We start from the raw sequence: 16,937 nt of genomic DNA on the forward strand, positions 1-16,937 counted from the left end.
CGCCGCCCGCCGGCTCACGCCGCGGGAGCCGGCCGGAGGTCTTCGCCCCCGGGCCGGATGGCGTCGGCGCCGGACCGGAGGTCGCCGCCGCCGGGCCGGAGTGCATCGGCGGCCGGCGGGAAGGTGTCGGCGCCGTAGCCAGGTCCGGGCGGCGCACCCTCGACGGCGGCCCTCAGTTCCAGCAGCCACGGCCGCACGCCGCCCATCAGGACGTCGAGCCCTCCACCGTCCCGTCCGAGCATCACGTCGGCGGGAACGAGCACCGGATCCGCGCACAGGGTGGAGGTGGCACTGCCGCTGGGTCCTGCTCCGGCGGGCCGGGCCGGGACGAACAGATCCGCGGCCTGCGCCGGAACGACCCACAACGTCAGACCGTGCCGCCCCGCGAGCGGTCGCGAGGACCAGAGGTAGCTGTCGGCCTCACCCGCCGCGACCACCTGCCGCTTACGGCCCCGCAGGGCGACCACGTCCGCGAAACGGACGGCACCCGATCGGGACCCCCCGAACTCCCTCCCGTACGGCTCGCCCTCCCCCGGCTCGCCCTCCCCCGGCTCGCCGGATCCGTCCTCGGACAGGGCGAGGCCGACGAGGTGCCGTCCGGCGGCGATCTCCTCCCGCACCCAGGAGCCACCACAGGACTCGATGGCGGCGACCGCGGCGAAATGGGACGTGAGCACGGCAGCGGTCGCCGGGCAGACACGGGCGGTCCGCGCGACCACGTCGACGGCCTCGGGCAGCCCGAGCCCACCGCCTCCGGACTCCGGGGCGACGGTGAGACCGAGGAGCCCGGCACGGCCCAACGCCGACACGGCGTCCCGGGGGAACCTGCCTTCCCTGGAAGCCAGTTCGGCTGCGGGCGCGACGACTTCGGCCAGGACGACCGAGAGAGAAGTGCGATAGGACACGGGACGCCCCCTCCTCGCGAACAGCTTCCCCGAGACTGCATACAGTATGCAGCCAGTCGTCGGAGCGCACCAGGGAGTTGCGGGGACGAATCCCGGAGGACTGCTCTCTCGCCGCCGGACGACGACCGGACACCCGGCGGCGAGCGCGCGGCGACCGGCGACCGGCGACGAGAGAACAGCGCGGCTCAGACGCGCGGGTCGATCTCCCTCAGCAGCCCGGTCGTGACGTCGAAGACGAAGCCGCGGACGTCGTCGGTATGGGGAAGGAACGGTGACGTACGGACCCGCTGCATCGACTGCCGTACGTCCTGGTCGACATCACGGAACGCCTCGACCGCCCAGGCCGGCCGCTGCCCGACCTCCATCTCCAGCTCGTGCCGGAACTCCTCGGTGATGCTCTGCAAGCCGCAGCCCGTGTGATGGATGAGTATGACGCTGCGGGTCCCGAGGGCACGCTGACTGATCGTCAGGGAACGGATGGCGTCGTCGGTGACGACACCGCCCGCGTTGCGCACGGTATGGCAGTCGCCCAACTGGAGTCCGAGCGCGGCATGAAGGTCGATCCGGGCGTCCATACAGGCCACGACGGCGACACGCTGGACCGGGCGTGCATCCATGCCCGGGTCCACGAACCCGGCCGCGTACGCACGGTTGGCCGTCACGAGCCGGTCTATGACCGTCCCGCCGCCCGGAAGACGGTCGGCGGACGGGGCGAGACGGGGTGCTGGAGTCGACATGCTGGGCTACCTCACTCCGGTCGGTATCGAAAAGACCACTCATCAGCCGTGAACACGGACGTGAACGCCCGAGGACGCCCGAGAACGAGCGCCCGGCCGCGGACTCGCGACCACAGGCTCACGGACGCACGGTCGCGACCACGGGAGAACCCCGCGGACCCGGCCGCATCGATGAGCATTCCCAGACGCCGCCCCATCAGGCACGTACCGCGGATCAAGGCGGCGAGGCCCGAGCGAATCACGGGTGAGTGCTTGAGCGCATAGTCCATACGGTATGGAGTGTTCGGTATTCTCGAGCCGGGGTCGCTACCTGTCCAGAGCCTCGGCACCGACCGCATCCGACCGTGACCGCGGCCGTGACAGGAGTCGTGACAGGGGTCCGGGGTGGAGGTCACCGCCCGGACCGGCCGGTACGCGCCGGCTCGTGGACAGCGCCCAGCCGATGGCGGCGACCGCGGTCAGCGCGAGGGCGGCCGGCATCAGCGTGGTGTGCGACCCTGCACTGTCGGCCGTCCGGGCGACCGGGTTGGGCACGCCGAGCCGGTCGAGCAGCCAGCCGACCGCCGCCGTGGCGGTCAGCAGCGCGCCGCCCACCCGGAGCGCGGGCTGTACCCGCAGCCGCGCGACGACCAGCAGCGCGGGCAGGGCCATGCAGACCAGCAGGAGCTGGACCAGTTCGATGCCCAGGTTGAAACCGAAGAGGCTGAACACCAGCTGTCCGGTGGACAGATGCATCTCGGCGAGCACGAACGAGAACGCCATGCCGTGGCCGAGGCCGAAGACGCCCGCCACCAGCGCTTCCCGGCCCGGGAACAGTGGACGGATCGCGTGGACGGCACCGACGAGGATGCTTGCGGCGATGAAGGCCTCGACCGGTCGGCCGGGGATCTCCAGGCGTCCGAGGGCGGTGGCGGCCAGGGCGACGGAGTGACCGACGGTGAAGGCGATCGTGATGCGGCCGACGCGCCCGAGCGCGGCACGGGCGCCGACCAGGCCGTGCCAGCGTCGCCCGGTGGCCCGCAGCGGTGCGGGCAGGAGCAGGATGAGCAGGAACAACAGGTGGTCGGTGCCGGTGAGAATGTGCTCGCCGCCGAGTTCGGTCATGGCGACAAAGCCGCGCCAGGTACTGCCGTTCCCGAGGTCGACAGTCAGGGGCGGGACCTTCATGTGCCGGATGTCGAGACCGACCGTGCCGACCTGGGTGGCTCCTCCGCCGTCGACCCGGCCGGCGGCCCAGTCCTGTCGTACCGTCACCAGCGTCACATGGGTGACTACCTGATGGACGATCACGTCGTAGTCCAGGGTGAAGTGCCGCACGTCCCCGCCGTTCGGAGGGGTGAGCACCGCTTCGGCGACCAGCTCGCGGTAGGGGCCGGTGGAGGTCTGCTCGGTGCGGCTGAGACTCAGCGCGCCGATACCGACCTGCCAGGCCTTCCCCTGGAGGGTGGTCGGGCGGATGTGCCGGCCGAGGTAGGCACGGACGGCCGTCGCCCTGGCGGGCAGGGCGGCCGGTTCGATGCCGGCCAGATCGATCCCGCTCGCCCGGGAGAAGTCGTCGACGGGCAGTTCCAGGCGCGCGGTGACCGATGCCTTGTACACGTCGAGCTGGACCACCGAGTGCGGCATCGGGTGCGCGGCGGCCGGCGACGCCCCGAGCAGGAGCGCCGCCGGTACCGCGATCGCGATCCCGGCCACCAGGCGTAGTGCTGTGGTCAGCCAGTTCCGCGATCGGGTCATGAGAAGGTGAACTCGCTTCCGTAGTCGCGGGTGTGGTCCCGGTACACCGTGTGGTAGTGGATCTGGTCCCGGAAGACGACGCCGCCCTGGCAGACGAACTCGATCCAGACGCCGGGGCCGTCGATCCGCACGTAGTCGCCCTGGGCGTCCAGGCCGGTGCCGCCGGAGTAGCCGACGTAGGTCTGGTTCAGCTCGTGCTCGTACGTCTTCATGAGCCGCTGCGCGGTGGCGTCGTCCACGTTGGCGACCCAGGGGTGGATCGCCTTCAGGACGAGTTGCTTCTGCTTGGGTGTGAGCGAGCTGACCGGGATGCCTTCCTTGGTCTCAGGGAACTTCCCGTCCTTGCCCGGGCCGAGGAGCACGTCGCTGAACGACTCGGACAGCTTGGCCTTCGCCGACTGTTCCGTGTTCAGGCTGCCGGTCAGGGCGAGCAGGCCGTTCCGCTGCTTCGCCAGAGGCGTGTACGTGGTGCCGTCGTCCGCGGTCCATGTGCTCGGCTCGACCCCGATGAAGAACGGGCTGCCGCTCACCGGCTTGCCGTCCCGGTAGGTGAGGTTCACGGCGAGGTGGTGGCCGCCGAAGTGCAGCTGCCAGGCACCGTCCGCCGAGGGCGTGCCCAGGAACGCCATGAAATAGACACCGCTGCCGTACCCGAACGCGCCACCTCCACCGCCAGGACCGCCGGGACCACCGGACGGCGGGGTGCCTGTCGGAGCGTCGGTGGCCGACGGAGCGTCGGTGGGCGACGAGCTCGGGTCCGCGGAGGCGGACGGGTCCGTCGAGGCCGTACTGGACGCGCTGCCCGTAGGCGCGGAGCCGGAGCCGGAGTTCTGCGCCGCGTCGAGTACGTCGTCGGCCTTGACGACCTGCGTGATCTGGTCGTACCCGGTGCCCTTGCCGCTGCCCGTGGCCAGCTTCAACACCTTCATGGCCGCGGCCAGTTGAGTGTCCGTCAGCGAACCGAGCTGGATGCCGGGCCGGCAGGACGAACCGCACGGAAGGTTCGACCAAGCCGTCGCGTTCGCCTCGGAGAAGTCCAGCAGCACCTCCGACTGCTGGTCGGCGTCCAGCGTGTTCAGGAACGCGTTGGCGGCGCTGACCACGGCTTTCGCACCGGTGGCATGCTGGTCGACCGGGCGCTTGGCACCTTCGGCCGAATTACCGGCCTGCACGTCCGTCGAGGCATTTGCCACGGCAAAACCGCCGCCGACCAGCAAAATTGCGGCGACGGCGCCACCTATACCTCGCCAAGTCCGCTGCGTGCGAACTCGCCGGGTTCTTTCTCTGCTCACGAACCACTCCTTTGAACCTGGAATGACGTCCCGGCCGCACGGGCAGCACCCATCGGCCGACTTCGAGATCACCATGTCCGTACGAATACTGGACAATTGCCCACGCCTGTAGGCCGCTTGGCAGCGGTTGAGGGCAGGAGCGAGACGCGCAAGGGGCATCTGTTCACCCCTGCACGATTGTTGACAACATTATCAACGCTCTCACTGAAATCTCAACGCACCATCAGATTGACGGGAGATTCTTGAGCCACACACAGAACGGCGCGAATTCACGGAATTTGCTTATGTATTTGACAGGCTGCTCTTATCGCGCAAATAGATTTCCCTGTTATGCGGGACAATTCCTGCCCAGGATCCGATCCCGCCGAGCCGAGTCGCGCTACCGCCCCCGGTGAAACGGGCGCGCCGCCCTGCCCTGGGGTCAGGGCAGGGCGGCGCGTCCGCGGGGAGGTCAGCTGTTGGCGTTGAGGACGGGGTAGTAGCCGCTGGCGTGGCCGGTGGCGGTGGGGTGGTACGACTCCCAGCTCGGGGAGATCACCAGGGAGTGCAGCCAGTCGTCGCTGGAGCACAGTTCGTGGCCGCCGAAGGTGGTGCGGACGTCTCCGAAGACGAAGCCGTGGGCGGCGGCGCGGGCGGCGATGACACTGTCGAGGGCGTCCGCAGCCTCGTCGATCTTGCTGTGCTTGGTGCTGCTGAGGCCGACGCAGAAGACGTTGAGCGTATACATGCGCGGGTAGCCGAGAACGACCACCTTGGCATTGGGTGCCTTGACACGGATGGCGTCGTAGGTGGCGTCGAGGCGGGCGGGGAGCGTGTTCCGGGCGTAGCTCTCGGCCTGGTTCACCCGGTTGACGCAGTCGGTGTCGGAGCCGGTCACACAGGTGGTCATGACGTCCGAGAAGCCGGCGTCGTTGCCACCGATGGTGAGGGAGACGAGCCCGGTGGCGGAGTTCAGCGGGCCGAGCTGACCGTTCGTCACATCGGTGGTGACCGCGCCTGAGCAGGAGGTGTCGGCGAACGAGGACGGTGTGTGGGCGTTTTTCCACAGATAGGGGTAGGCGCTGAGACTGCGGTGGCAGCCTCCACTCGAACTGTCGTAGTTTCCTGCGCCGTTGCCTGCCGAGTACGAATCCCCCAGCGCGACATAGGCCGGCCCGGCAGCATGTGCCGGACCGGTCAGCGCCAGGCTGAACATCATCGCGAGGCCGAACGTTGCAAGGGCTGACAGCAGTTTGACGCGTCTCACGAGACCTCCCTGAGCGGGAAAGCTGGCCCTCATTTGGTACAACAGGCAACCACCCAAAGGAAGTGTTCATGTCAAAACTGTTTCCAGGGTTAACGTCACGTTTCACGGCAGGGAGGCACGGGAAGCCGCCCGGCTGATCACACCGGGGTGCGGTACGACCGGGACACGGCCCGGCCGGGAGACGGCTCCGCCGGAATGGTTCGCGCTCGCGGCCGGCCACGGCGACGCCGCCGGAAGAGGGGAACCCGACCCGCGCCCCGGAGTCCTCCCACGTGGCTCCGGCAGTCGTATGGTTCGGGGTGATTTATGGTGAATCAAGGAGTATGCCCCTACCGGAGGTGCAATGATGCGCGCCGCGGCAGCGACCGTCTCTCTGGCTGTCAGCGTGGCGCTCATCGTCGCGACATCGGCTTGTGACCAGGGCGGGTCGGAGTCACCGAAGACCCACTACGGCGACTGCGAGATCTCGGGACGTTACGGGGAGTTTCACCTGTCGCCCAAGACGGCGGGCGCCCTCACGGTCAAAACGACCCTGCCCGCACCCGGCTGGTGGAACGGCGACACGCCGGACTCCATCAAGAGCGGCTACGAGTACTGCATGGCCGCCAACATCGCGTACCGGTCCGGACTCGACCGGGTGAAGGTGGAGAACGCTCCCTTCCCGGTCGTCGTGTCCGGAAAGACCAAGAACTTCGACCTGGCCCTGGCGCAGATCACGATCACCCCGGAACGGAGCAAGGTCGCCGAGTTCTCCCCGCCCTACCTCTCCTCGACCCTGGGAGTGCTGATCAGGGACGGCGAGAAGATCAACGAGGACAACATCCGTGACGTCCGCATCGGAGTGGCCGAGGGCACCACGGGCGAGGAGTTCGTCAAGAAGCGCCTCAAGCCGACCAAGCCCATCACGTCCTTCCCCAACGACCCGGACATGGTCACGGCACTGGAGGAGGGACGGATCGACGCGGTCGTCCACGACACGACGATCCTGCTGGCCTATCCCCAGAAACGGGAGGGCAAGGTGCGCCTCGTGGGCCAGTACAGGACCGACCAGGGTTACGGCGCCCTGTACCCGAAGGGGTCGGTCAACAAGGACGAGCTGGACCGGATCATCAAGCAGCTGATCGACGACGGGACGCTCACCAAACTGTCGGCCGTCTATCTCGGGGCCGCTTTCGGACAGGACCCGGCCAAGATCCCGTACTTCACGGTCAACGACGGCTCCTGAACGCTCCGGACGTGCGCATACCCCGGGCCGGCGGTCCGGTTTCCGTCCCTCCGTCCCGCCTCACAGGTCCGCCATCAGGAGACCGCTCAGGTCCCCTACGGCTCCGGCGTCGAGCGCCTGCTCAGCCCAGATGATCTTGCCTCGGTCGGTGTACCGGGTCCCCCAGCGGCGGGACATCTGCGCGACGAGGAACAGACCACGGCCCCCCTCGTCGGTGAAGGCCGCGCGGCGCAGGTGCGGGGAGGTGCTGGTGCCGTCGGCGACCTCGCAGATCAGGCTGTCGCGGTCGCGCAGCAGCCGCAGACTGATGGGGCTTCCTCCGTACCGGATGGCGTTCGTCACCAGTTCGCTGAGGATCAGCTCGGTCGTGAAGACGGCCTCGCCGAGGCCCCAGGACTCCAGCCTGCGGGTGGCCTCGGCGCGGATCCGGGGGACGGCCGCGGGGTCGTCGGGCACCTCCCACTCCGCGACCTGCTCCGGGTCGAGCAGCCGGGTGCGTGCGACCAGCAGGGCGACATCGTCACTCGACCTGGTGCGCAGCATCGCGTCGAGCACCGCCCGGCAGGTTTCGTCCGGGGTGTCGCCGTCCGTCTCCGCGAGCGCCTCCCTCAGCATGCCGAGCCCGACGTCGATGTCGCGGCCGCGGGCCTCGACCAGGCCGTCGGTGTAAAGGACGAGCTGGCTGTCGGCGGCCAGCCGGAGTACGGCCGTCTCGACCGGCAGGCCTCCTCCCACGCCGAGTGGCGGGGCGACGGGGATGTCGGGGAAGGTCACGGAGCCGTCGGGCGAGACCAGCGCCGGACCGGGATGGCCGGCGCGGGCGAGAACACACCGCCCGGTGACCGGATCGTAGACCGCGTACAGGCAGGTGGCACCGGTGACGGCCTCGGTGTTGCCCTCTGCCGCCGCGTCCTGGTCGATCCGGGTGATCAGGTCGTCCAGGTGCGCGAGAAGCTCGTCCGGGGGCAGGTCCAGGGCGGCGAAGTTGTGCACCGCGGTCCTCAGGCGACCCATCGTCGCGGCGGCGTGCAGACCGTGTCCGACGACGTCGCCGACCACCAGGGCCACCCGGGCGCCCGGCAGCGGGATGACGTCGTACCAGTCGCCGCCCACCCCCGCCTGGGCGGGCAGGTAACGGTGCCCGACCTCCAGGGCGGACAGCTCGGGGAGGATGCCGGGCAGCAGGCTGCGCTGGAGGGTGACGGCCGTGGTGTGCTCACGGGTGTAGCGGCGCGCGTTGTCGATGCACACGGCCGCCCGGGCGGCGAGTTCCTCGGCGGGGGACAGGTCGTCCGACTCGAAGGGCTCCTGCTCCGAACGCCAGAACTCCACGACCCCCAGCAATTGGCCGCGGGCCCGGAGCGGTACCGAGATCATGGAGTGGATACCGAATTCGATGACCTTCTGGGCCCGCACCGGGTCCTGGGCCCGCCATCCGTCGGCCAGGGCGAGGTGCTCCACCAGGACCGGCCGGCCGGTGGCCATCCCGATCGCCACGGGGTTGCCGGGCACGTAGCGCATGAGCGTCCCGACAGAAAGAAGGGGCGCGTCCTCCCGGATGCCCGCGGCCGCGATACGGCGTATTTCCATGTTCGCCCCCGTCGGCTCACCGCCTTGGAGCACCGGCTCCAACAGCTCGACGGTGGCGAAGTCGGCGAAGCGGGGGACCGCCACCTCGGTCAGCTCCTCGGTGGTGCGCTTGATGTCGAGGGTGGTACCGATCCGCGTGCTGGCCTCGTAGAGCAGTTGCAGGCGTCCGCCCGCCACGTCCGCCCGGCCCGCGAGGGCGCGCAGCTCCGTGGTGTCCCGCAGGGTGGCCACGGAGCCCCCCTTCGCGCCCACCAGCCGCACGTTGACCGCGAGCAGGGTGTCCCCGGCCAGGAAGACCTTGTCCGTGGCCGCCCGGCCCGATCCCAGCAGTGCGGCCAGGGCCGGGCTCAGCCCGAGCCCGGTGACCGGCTTGCCCTCGACCTCCGGCGGCAGTGCCAGCAGCCGGCGCGCCTCGTCGTTGACCAGCAGCAGCCTTCCGTCACCGTCCAGAATGATCACGCCTTCACGGACCGCGTGCAGCACCGCGTCGTGGTGCTCGTACATGCGGGTCATCTCCACCGGCCCCAGGCCCCGGGTCTGGCGCCGCAGACGCCCGCTGACCAGTGCCGACCCACCCGCGGCCAGCAGCAGCGCGACACCGCCGGAGACGAAGATCACCGGCAGTTGGCGCTGCACCACACTGGTCACCTTGTCGACCGTGACCCCCACGGTGACGAGGCCGACCGCGTTCCCCTTCTCGTCGAAGACGGCCACCGTCGAGTCGACCGCCTTCCCCAGACTGCTGTCGAACGTGGTCTGGTGGGGCTCGCCTCCGAGCGCCTGGCCGTAGGAGGTGGAGACGTGCTTCCCGATCTGGTCCGGGTCCGGGTGGGTCCACCGGAAGCCGTAGGGGCTCAGGCACACGACGTAGTCGACGCCGGTCTTCTTGCGCACCACCTCGGCATGAGGCTGGAGTTCCGCCGTCGGGTCGTCGCTCTTCATCGCGTCCGCGGTGCCCGGGGCGTTCGCGAACGACTCGGCCGCGACCAGTGACCGGTCGCCGGCTTCCTGGATCGCCCGGTTGCGGTCCTGGATGACGAGCACCACCACGGCCGTGGCGATGAGCAGCAGGACGACCACCAGTTGCAGCAGGAAGACCTGACCGGCGACGCTGCGCGGTTTCCGAAACGGCAGCAGACGTCGGCCGCGCGAATGGCGACGGGCTTCCGAGCCGGCTTCCGGCGTCCCGGCCTTCGGCGGAACGCGGTCGCCCCGTCCTGGGACTTTTCGCCCGAGTTTGCCCATTTTCTCAGTATCAGTGACCTGCCCGGAGGGCGCGGCTCAGGACAGGCCGATCCCGGGTTCCCGGGCGAAGCGGCCGACCGGGTCCGGCCCGCCGTTCGACGGCGATGACGCCGTCGAGGACGCCCGCGGCCTCCATGCACGGGCGCCGGACCAAAGCGCCCCCGCGCCGCACCTGAACCATCGCGGTGCGTGAGGGGCAACCGCCGAGGACCGGATGCGCGGCACCCTGGAGGAGGAAGTGGTGACGGCGGGAGTGGACGCGTGATGCGAACCAGCGACGAGATGCGTCACTCGACGGTCGCCTGGATCCCGCCCGCGGAGCTGTGGCCGCCGATCCAGGACATCCGCCGGGAATACGATCCGCAGATCCACCGCTGGCCGCCGCATGTCAATGTGCTTTTCCCCTTCGTGCCCGAGTCCGACTTCGATCGGGCCGCCTCGCTGCTCACCGCGGCGACGGCCGAGATACCTGTCTTCACCGCCCGGCTGGACGGGGTGCGGACCTTCCGGCACAGGGCGTACTCCACCGTGTGGCTCGATCCGGCAGCGGCCGGCAAGGCACCTTGGGCGGACCTGTACCACGTACTGCGGCAGCGGTTCCCGCTCCGCCACGGGCCCGCCAAGGACTTCACTCCACATCTGTCCCTGGGCCGGACCCGGGATCCGCGGCGAGTCGGCGCCGACTGCGCCACCCGGCTCGACGCCATGACGGCGACAGTCTGGGAACTCGTCCTGCTCTCGCGCAGGGGTCACGGGCCGATGCAGCCACGGGCCACGATCGCCCTGCGCACGGGCGAGGTCCGCCGGCTGCCCGCACCCGGCCCCGAAGCGCCCGGCCCGGAGGACACGGCATGGCTCGGCGAGATCTCCGACAGGTGAGGCCGCGGCCGGGCGGCCCGATGACGAGACCGGCGGCCTGACGGCGGGCCGGGCACCGGTCACGCCGGCCCCCTCGCCTCCCTGTCGCCGTACGGCCCGCGCCGATCGGCGGGAGCGGATCGATCACGCACCATCCGGCCGTCGAGCTGAGCTTTCGCGACGCACGCGCAACGCGTGAAACCCGCCACAATCCACCCCTCAAAACGGACTAATGCGCAAAAATGCTTCTTTGGGGCTGATGGCCCATCTGGCAGCCAGACCCAGATTCAACGACCAGCGGCATGGGAGAAGCGTTTGATCACCGCACGCAAGCGACGCATCGGGCTGATGGCTACGGCCGGCGCACTCGCACTCACGGCGCTGGGCGGTACCAGCTACGCCGCCACCAACGACTCCGGGGCTCAGCCGGAAACGCAGGCACAGGCGAATCAGGCGGACACCCAGGACGTTTCCGACGCCCGAATAAAGATCACGCCAAGCCAAGCCCACGGCCTCGGGATCAACGACCCCGTGAACGTCACCGTCACCGACGGCAGACTCACCAAGGTGACCATGACCGCCGTCGCGACCGGCACCGAGGTTCCGGGCACCCTGTCCGCGGACGGCACGTCCTGGAAGCCGAACGGCCCGCTGAAGCAGGCCACCCGCTATCAGGTCGCCGCGGAGGCCGAGGACGCGAAGGGCCGTTCCGCCACCGAGAACGCCGCGATCTCCACGGTCTCCCCGGCCAACGACTTCCTCGGGCACCTCTCCCCCGAGAACGGCTCGACCGTCGGTGTGGGCATGCCGGTGAGCTTCAACTTCGACAAGGCGATCGGCGACAAGGCCGCCGTGGCGTCGAAGATCCAGGTCAGCTCCAGCAGCGGCGAGCAGGTCGTCGGTCACTGGCTCAACAGCAGCCGACTGGACTTCCGCCCCGAGCACTACTGGAAGCCCGGCTCCACCGTCACCGTCAGGATGAGCCTCGACGGCGTCCAGGAGACGGTCACGTTCAAGATCGGCCGGAGCCAGATCAGCACCGTCGACGCCAAGACGAAGCAGATGTCCGTCGTACGGGACGGCAAGACGATCAAGACCATCCCGATCTCGTCCGGCAGCGCCGAGCACCCGACGTACAACGGCCGGATGGTCATCTCCGAGAAGTACCGGCAGATCCACATGAACGGTGCGACCGTCGGCCTCACGGAGAAGAACGGCAAGCCCTCGTACGACATCAAGGCCGTACCGCACGCCATGCGCCTGACCGCCTCGGGCACGTTCATCCACGGCAACTACTGGGGCGGCGACTCGGTCTTCGGCAAGGTCAACACCAGCCACGGCTGCGTGGGCCTGAAGGACGTCAGGAACGCCGGCGACGGCAAGCAGCCCGCCGCGTGGTTCTTCGACAACTCGATGACCGGTGACGTCGTGATCGTCAAGAACTCCGCCGACAAGGCCACGGTGTCCCCGGACAACGGCCTCAGCGACTGGAACATGCCGTGGAGCGAGTGGGTCTCGGGCAGCGCATCGAACTGACGCCGCGCCGCTCACGCACCCGAACCTGAATCCTTCCGCCAGGCGGCGGCCGGCACATCACCGGCCGCCGCCCGCGGTGCCGAGGACGCCCGGACGGCCCTCACCCCGGGGAGTCCTCGAGCCAGGAAAACGCAACGAGGACCTCGACCTGACGGCCGTGGTCCTCGTTCGTGTATTGCTACAGAGAGTGTCCGAGGGGGGACTTGAACCCCCACGCCCGATAAAGGGCACTAGCACCTCAAGCTAGCGCGTCTGCCATTCCGCCACCCGGACAAGGTGTCTGCCGCCTGGCCGGGGGTGCTCCCCGCGGCGACATGGATAACAATACCAAGCTTTCGGAGTGCCTTTCACCTGCATATCCGGGCCCCGGAGCGGGTCCACGGAGCCAGGTGAGGGTGCGCCTACAGTCGCACCATGGGTGACTGGATGACTACCGGGGGTCTGCGGGAAGGGCGGCGGCCGAGAACGCTGTCGCCGTTGCGGGAACACCTGCGGGACACGTTCTGGTTCGCGCCCACCGCGGCCATGCTGCTGGTCTTCGTGGTGTGGGCGGCGGCGACCGCGGCCGACACCGCGATCGTCGGCTCGCTGCACGACGCGCGCGACTACGACACCCTCGACGATCTGCTGCGTCTGGCCGACGACGCGAAGGCCGTGGTGACCGTGGTCAGCTCGGCGATGATGACGTTCATCGGTGTGGTCTTCAGCATCTCGCTGGTCGCCGTGCAGATGGCGAGCGGGCAGTTCAGCCCGCGCGTGGTGCGGATCTTCGTACGGAGCCGGATCACCAAGGCCACCTTCGCCGTGTTCCTGGCCACGTTCCTGCTGTCGCTCCTCGTGCTGACCTCGTACGAGGGGCAGGCCGACGCGCGGTACGTGACCTCGATCCCGCTGATCCAGTCGGTTCTGACGCTGGCGATGCTGGGGCTGAGCCTGCTGCTCTTCGTGCTGTACGTGAACCAGACCCTGCGGCTCATGCGCATCAGCCATGTCATCGACCACATCACCCACGAGGCGTTCAAGGTCGTCGCGCACATGCCCGTCGCCCGATCGACCGGCGAGGAGGACGCGCTCGGGCCCGAGACCGCCCAGGTCGCCCACCACGGACGGGCCGGCGTTCTGCGGGACGTGAACATCGCCCGGCTGGTGCGGGCGGCCCGGCGGGAAGGTGTCGTACTGAGGCTGATCCCCCGGATCGGGGACTTCGTCGTACCGGGCACACCGCTGTTCGCCGTGCACGGAGGTCCCGCCCCCGCGGGCCGGCGGCCCCTGAGCCACACCGTGTCGGTCGGGGTGGAGCGCACCTTCCATCAGGACTTCGCGTTCGGGATGCGCCAGCTGGCCGACATCGGGCTGCGGGCGCTGTCGGCCGCGGTGAACGACCCGACCACGGCCGTGCAGGCGATCGACCGCATCGTCCAGTTCCTGGCCGCCGTCGCCGGCCGGCCCCTCGACGCGGCGCTCCACCGGGACCGGCACGGGAACGTACGGCTGGTGCAGTCCGTGCCGGGCTGGACGGAGCTGGTCGATCTGGGGTTCACGGAGATCCGCGGCTGTGCGGTGGGTGCTCCGCAGGTCACCCGGCGCATCGTCGCCGGACTCGACGATCTCGCCGCGATCGCTCCCGCGGACCGCCGTGAACCCCTGCTCCGGCACCGCGCCCTGCTCGTCGAGGCCGTGGAGCGCTCGGTCGCCGAGCCTTCGGACCGCGCCTTCGCGCTACGACCGGACCGGCAGGGCATCGGGTAGCCGCCCCGGCGCACCGAACCGCGCGCGGACGGCACCCCGGCGCGGACGCCGCCCCGCTCACCTCCAGGACCACCCGACCGACGGATTCACCCCGTCATCCGATCCCCCGGTCACCCGGTCACCCGGCCGAGCTCACGGCATCAAGTGGTACTCCGGGAAGTTCCCCGGCAGCCGCTCCCCCGCCGGGCCCCGGGTCACCGCTCGCACCAGGAGTTCCCCGCCCACGAACGCGCCGCGCCATGAGGCGCCGAAGCCGCCGAAGAGTTCGTCGCGGTCGCCACGGGAGCGGGGCCTGCCGTGACCGACCTTGAACGCGCGGATCTGGGGGGCCAGCCGGGTGTACGTCGCCTCGTCGTCCGTGGACAGCGTGGCGACCAGCGCGCCGTTCGACGCGTTCATCGCCGCGAGCAGTTCGGCCTCGGTGTCGACCAGGACGATGGTGTCGACCGGTCCGAAGGGTTCCGCGTGATGCAGCGGAGAGGAGGGCGGCGGGTTGAGGAGCGTGACGGGCTGGACGTACGCCGCCGTGTCCTGGCCGGGCAGGAAGCGGGCGTCGGACGGCCTGCCGCGGTGGAGCGGGACGGCACCCCGGTCGATGGCCTCGGTGACCTGGTCCTTCAGCTCCTTGGCCTTGGCCGCGTTGATGAGCGGGCCGAAGTCCAGCGAGGGGTGGGGGTCGTCGGGGTGCTCGACGGCGAGCGGGTGGCCGGTGCGCAGGGTGTGGACGGCCGGGAGGTACGCGGCGAGGAAGTCGTCGAACAGCGCGCGCTGGACGACGAAGCGCGGGTAGGCGGTGCAGCGCTGCTTCCCGTAGTCGAAGAGCTTGGGGACGACCGCCGTCAGCACGTCCCAGTCACTGAAGTTCCAGACGCCCCAGGTGTTGAGCCCCTCCTGTTCGAGGACATGGCGCTTGCCGAGGTCGGCGACGGTGGTGGCCACCGCCGCGCCGGTGTCCCGGCCGCCGACGAAGGAGACGCAGCCGATCTCGGGCGCGCGCACGAGCGCCTCCGACAGCTCACGCCCGCTGCCGCTGACCAGGGTGAGGGGGATGCCCTCGCGCACGGCGAGCGCGCAGGCCAGCGTCAGGCACGCGACACCGCCGTCGGTCGGGGCCTTGGCGATGACCGCGTTGCCCGCCAGTGCCTGCACCAGCATCGCGTGGACGAGAACGCTCATCGGGTAGTTCCAGCTCGCGATGTTGGAGACGGGCCCGTCGAGCGGGGTCCGGCCCTCCAGCATGGGCTCGATGCCGTCGACGTACCAGCGCACTCCGTCGATCGCGCGGTCCACGTCTGCCTGGGCCAGCCGCCAGGGCTTGCCGATCTCCCAGACCAGCAGGAGGGCGAGCAGTTCACGGTGTTCGGTGAGGGCGTCGAGGGTCGCCGCCACGCGGGCCCGGCGTTCGGCGAGGGGCACATGGCGCCAGGCGCGGTGCCGGTCGAGCGAGGCGCGGACGGCCGCCTGGGCGGTGGCGCCGTCGAGCCGTGGCGGTCCCGCGATGGGGCCGCCGTCGACGGGGCTGGTGGCGGGCAGCGCACGGCCGTCCGCCTGCCAGCCGGAGTTCCAGAGGTTGAGCACCCGGTCGTCGCGGAACGCCTCGGGGGCGACGGCGAGGGACCGCCGCCAGGCGTCGGTCCAGGACGTGCCGGACTTGAGGACGAGGGGGGCGGGAGCGAGGGGGCCGCGATGGAGCGGTGTGGGGTTGGGAGGTGTGGGGTCGTGGGTTGTCATGGGTGTCTCCGCTCTCGGTGCACAGTCGGGGGCGGGGGCCCGGATCCGGCCGGAACGGCAGGCCGCGCGGGCCGGCGCGAACAGTCGTCGCGTACGCCAGGGAAGGTAGTGAGGTCCGACGGTTTCCGACAGTCACCTCACGTCAACTATGAGTGACGTCACTCGGGGTCGCTCGCTCCGCCAGCCGCGCCAGGACCAGTCGTGCCGTGTCGGTCGGGGTGTCGCCGACCTGCACCCCTGCCGCCTCCAGGGCCTTCTTCTTGGCCTGGGCGGTACCCGAGGAACCCGAGACGATGGCCCCGGCGTGCCCCATGGTCCGGCCCTCGGGGGCGGTGAATCCGGCGATGTAACCGACGACGGGCTTGGTGACGTGATCGCGTACGTACGCCGCCGCCCGCTCCTCGGCGTCGCCGCCGATCTCCCCGATGAGCACGATCAGCTCGGTGTCGGGGTCCTTCTCGAAGGCCGCGAGGCAGTCGATGTGCGAGGTGCCGACGACGGGGTCCCCGCCGATGCCCACGCAGGTGGAGAAGCCGATGTCCCTGAGTTCGTGCATGAGTTGGTAGGTGAGGGTGCCGGACTTGGAGACCAGGCCGATGCTCCCGGGCCCGGTGATGTCGGCGGGGACGATGCCCGCGTTCGACCGTCCGGGGGATATGAGGCCGGGGCAGTTGGGGCCGATGACACGGGTGCCCCGGGCGGCGGCGTGCGCGCAGAAGGCGACGGAGTCGTGGACGGGGATGCCCTCGGTGATGACGACGGCGAGCCCGATCCCCGCGTCGGCGGCCTCCAGCACGGCCGCACGGGCGAAGGCGGGCGGCACGAACACCACGCTCACATCGGCTCCCGTCGCCTCGATCCCCTCGCGCACCGACCCGAAGACGGGGACGGTCCGCGGGGTGCTTCCCCGGCCCTCGGGGCCAGGAACGTCGAACGCCACGGCGAGGCCGGCCTTGCGCGGATTGACGCCGCCGACGACGTTAGTGCCGGCGGCGAGCATGCGCCGGGTGTGCCGCATGCCCTCGGCGCCGGTCATGCCCTGGACGAGGATCCTGGACTCCTCGGTGAGAAAGACGGCCATGTCCC

At 70.0% G+C, this 16,937-nt stretch carries 12 protein-coding genes and 1 tRNA gene; 4 read left to right on the forward strand and 9 right to left on the reverse strand.

Translation table 11 applies throughout. The annotated features are described in order from the left end of the window. Positions 1-14: 14 nt before the first annotated feature. From OG780_RS08545 to OG780_RS08565, 5 genes are all read right to left on the reverse strand, one after another. Positions 15-905, reverse strand: coding sequence for an acyl-CoA dehydrogenase family protein (locus OG780_RS08545; RefSeq protein WP_328446261.1), 891 nt, complete (start codon positions 903-905; stop codon positions 15-17). Positions 906-1,090: 185 nt separating this feature from the next. Further along, entirely contained in the window at positions 1,091-1,642 is a 552-nt protein-coding gene (locus OG780_RS08550; RefSeq protein WP_328446263.1) for a beta-class carbonic anhydrase, read from the reverse strand. A 306-nt stretch (positions 1,643-1,948) separates the two neighbouring features. Then, positions 1,949-3,379 (reverse strand): HupE/UreJ family protein, encoded by a 1,431-nt coding sequence (locus OG780_RS08555; protein WP_328446265.1) that lies wholly within the window; start codon positions 3,377-3,379, stop codon positions 1,949-1,951. Further along, positions 3,376-4,572, reverse strand: coding sequence for a DUF3500 domain-containing protein (locus OG780_RS08560; protein ID WP_328446267.1), 1,197 nt, complete (start codon positions 4,570-4,572; stop codon positions 3,376-3,378). The genes OG780_RS08555 and OG780_RS08560 overlap by 4 nt, the downstream gene beginning before the upstream one ends. Before the next feature lie 550 nt (positions 4,573-5,122). Continuing rightward, positions 5,123-5,917, reverse strand: coding sequence for an SGNH/GDSL hydrolase family protein (locus OG780_RS08565; RefSeq protein WP_443062136.1), 795 nt, complete (start codon positions 5,915-5,917; stop codon positions 5,123-5,125). A gap of 346 nt (positions 5,918-6,263) precedes the next feature. Here OG780_RS08565 and OG780_RS08570 point away from each other — a divergent pair, with 346 nt between their 5' ends. After that, the gene (locus tag OG780_RS08570) at positions 6,264-7,142 is read left to right on the forward strand and encodes an ABC transporter substrate-binding protein (protein ID WP_328446269.1); all 879 of its coding nucleotides are present in this window, start codon (positions 6,264-6,266) and stop codon (positions 7,140-7,142) included. Between the two features lie 60 nt (positions 7,143-7,202). Here the strand turns inward: OG780_RS08570 and OG780_RS08575 are convergent, their stop codons facing one another. Next, positions 7,203-9,977, reverse strand: a complete 2,775-nt coding sequence (locus OG780_RS08575) for a SpoIIE family protein phosphatase (protein ID WP_328446270.1) — start codon at positions 9,975-9,977, stop codon at positions 7,203-7,205. 264 nt (positions 9,978-10,241) lie between these two features. Here OG780_RS08575 and OG780_RS08580 point away from each other — a divergent pair, with 264 nt between their 5' ends. Beyond that, on the forward strand, positions 10,242-10,856 hold the full coding sequence (locus OG780_RS08580) for a 2'-5' RNA ligase family protein (protein ID WP_328457985.1): 615 nt from the start codon (positions 10,242-10,244) through the stop codon (positions 10,854-10,856). Positions 10,857-11,150: 294 nt separating this feature from the next. Beyond that, positions 11,151-12,371, forward strand: coding sequence for a L,D-transpeptidase (locus OG780_RS08585; RefSeq protein WP_328446272.1), 1,221 nt, complete (start codon positions 11,151-11,153; stop codon positions 12,369-12,371). Between the two features lie 188 nt (positions 12,372-12,559). Here the strand turns inward: OG780_RS08585 and OG780_RS08590 are convergent. Continuing rightward, positions 12,560-12,644: transfer RNA gene (locus OG780_RS08590), tRNA-Leu, on the reverse strand. A 141-nt stretch (positions 12,645-12,785) separates the two neighbouring features. Between OG780_RS08590 and OG780_RS08595 the strand changes: the two genes are divergently transcribed. Beyond that, positions 12,786-14,120 (forward strand): DUF2254 domain-containing protein, encoded by a 1,335-nt coding sequence (locus OG780_RS08595; RefSeq protein WP_328446274.1) that lies wholly within the window; start codon positions 12,786-12,788, stop codon positions 14,118-14,120. Between the two features lie 132 nt (positions 14,121-14,252). Here OG780_RS08595 and OG780_RS08600 read toward each other — a convergent pair whose 3' ends face one another. Both OG780_RS08600 and sucD read right to left on the reverse strand, forming a co-directional pair. After that, entirely contained in the window at positions 14,253-15,851 is a 1,599-nt protein-coding gene (locus tag OG780_RS08600) for an aldehyde dehydrogenase family protein (protein WP_328446276.1), read from the reverse strand. A gap of 142 nt (positions 15,852-15,993) precedes the next feature. Beyond that, positions 15,994-16,932 carry a succinate--CoA ligase subunit alpha gene (gene sucD, locus OG780_RS08605; protein WP_328446278.1) on the reverse strand — a complete coding sequence of 313 codons (939 nt, stop codon included), beginning with the start codon at positions 16,930-16,932 and terminating at the stop codon, positions 15,994-15,996. Positions 16,933-16,937: the final 5 nt, after the last annotated feature.

The sequence above is a fragment of the Streptomyces sp. NBC_00386 genome, assembly GCF_036063235.1.
GTDB lineage: Bacteria > Actinomycetota > Actinomycetes > Streptomycetales > Streptomycetaceae > Streptomyces.

Bases quoted from the DNA above. Each gene is read 5' to 3' on its own strand.
- OG780_RS08550 (WP_328446263.1), bottom strand. From the start codon at position 1,642: ATGTCGACTCCAGCACCCCGTCTCGCCCCGTCCGCCGACCGTCTTCCG.
- OG780_RS08555 (WP_328446265.1), bottom strand. From the start codon at position 3,379: ATGACCCGATCGCGGAACTGGCTGACCACAGCACTACGCCTGGTGGCC.
- OG780_RS08570 (WP_328446269.1), top strand. From the start codon at position 6,264: ATGCGCGCCGCGGCAGCGACCGTCTCTCTGGCTGTCAGCGTGGCGCTC.
- OG780_RS08575 (WP_328446270.1), bottom strand. From the start codon at position 9,977: ATGGGCAAACTCGGGCGAAAAGTCCCAGGACGGGGCGACCGCGTTCCG.
- OG780_RS08580 (WP_328457985.1), top strand. From the start codon at position 10,242: ATGCGAACCAGCGACGAGATGCGTCACTCGACGGTCGCCTGGATCCCG.
- OG780_RS08595 (WP_328446274.1), top strand. From the start codon at position 12,786: ATGGGTGACTGGATGACTACCGGGGGTCTGCGGGAAGGGCGGCGGCCG.
- OG780_RS08600 (WP_328446276.1), bottom strand. From the start codon at position 15,851: ATGACAACCCACGACCCCACACCTCCCAACCCCACACCGCTCCATCGC.
- sucD (WP_328446278.1), bottom strand. From the start codon at position 16,932: ATGGCCGTCTTTCTCACCGAGGAGTCCAGGATCCTCGTCCAGGGCATG.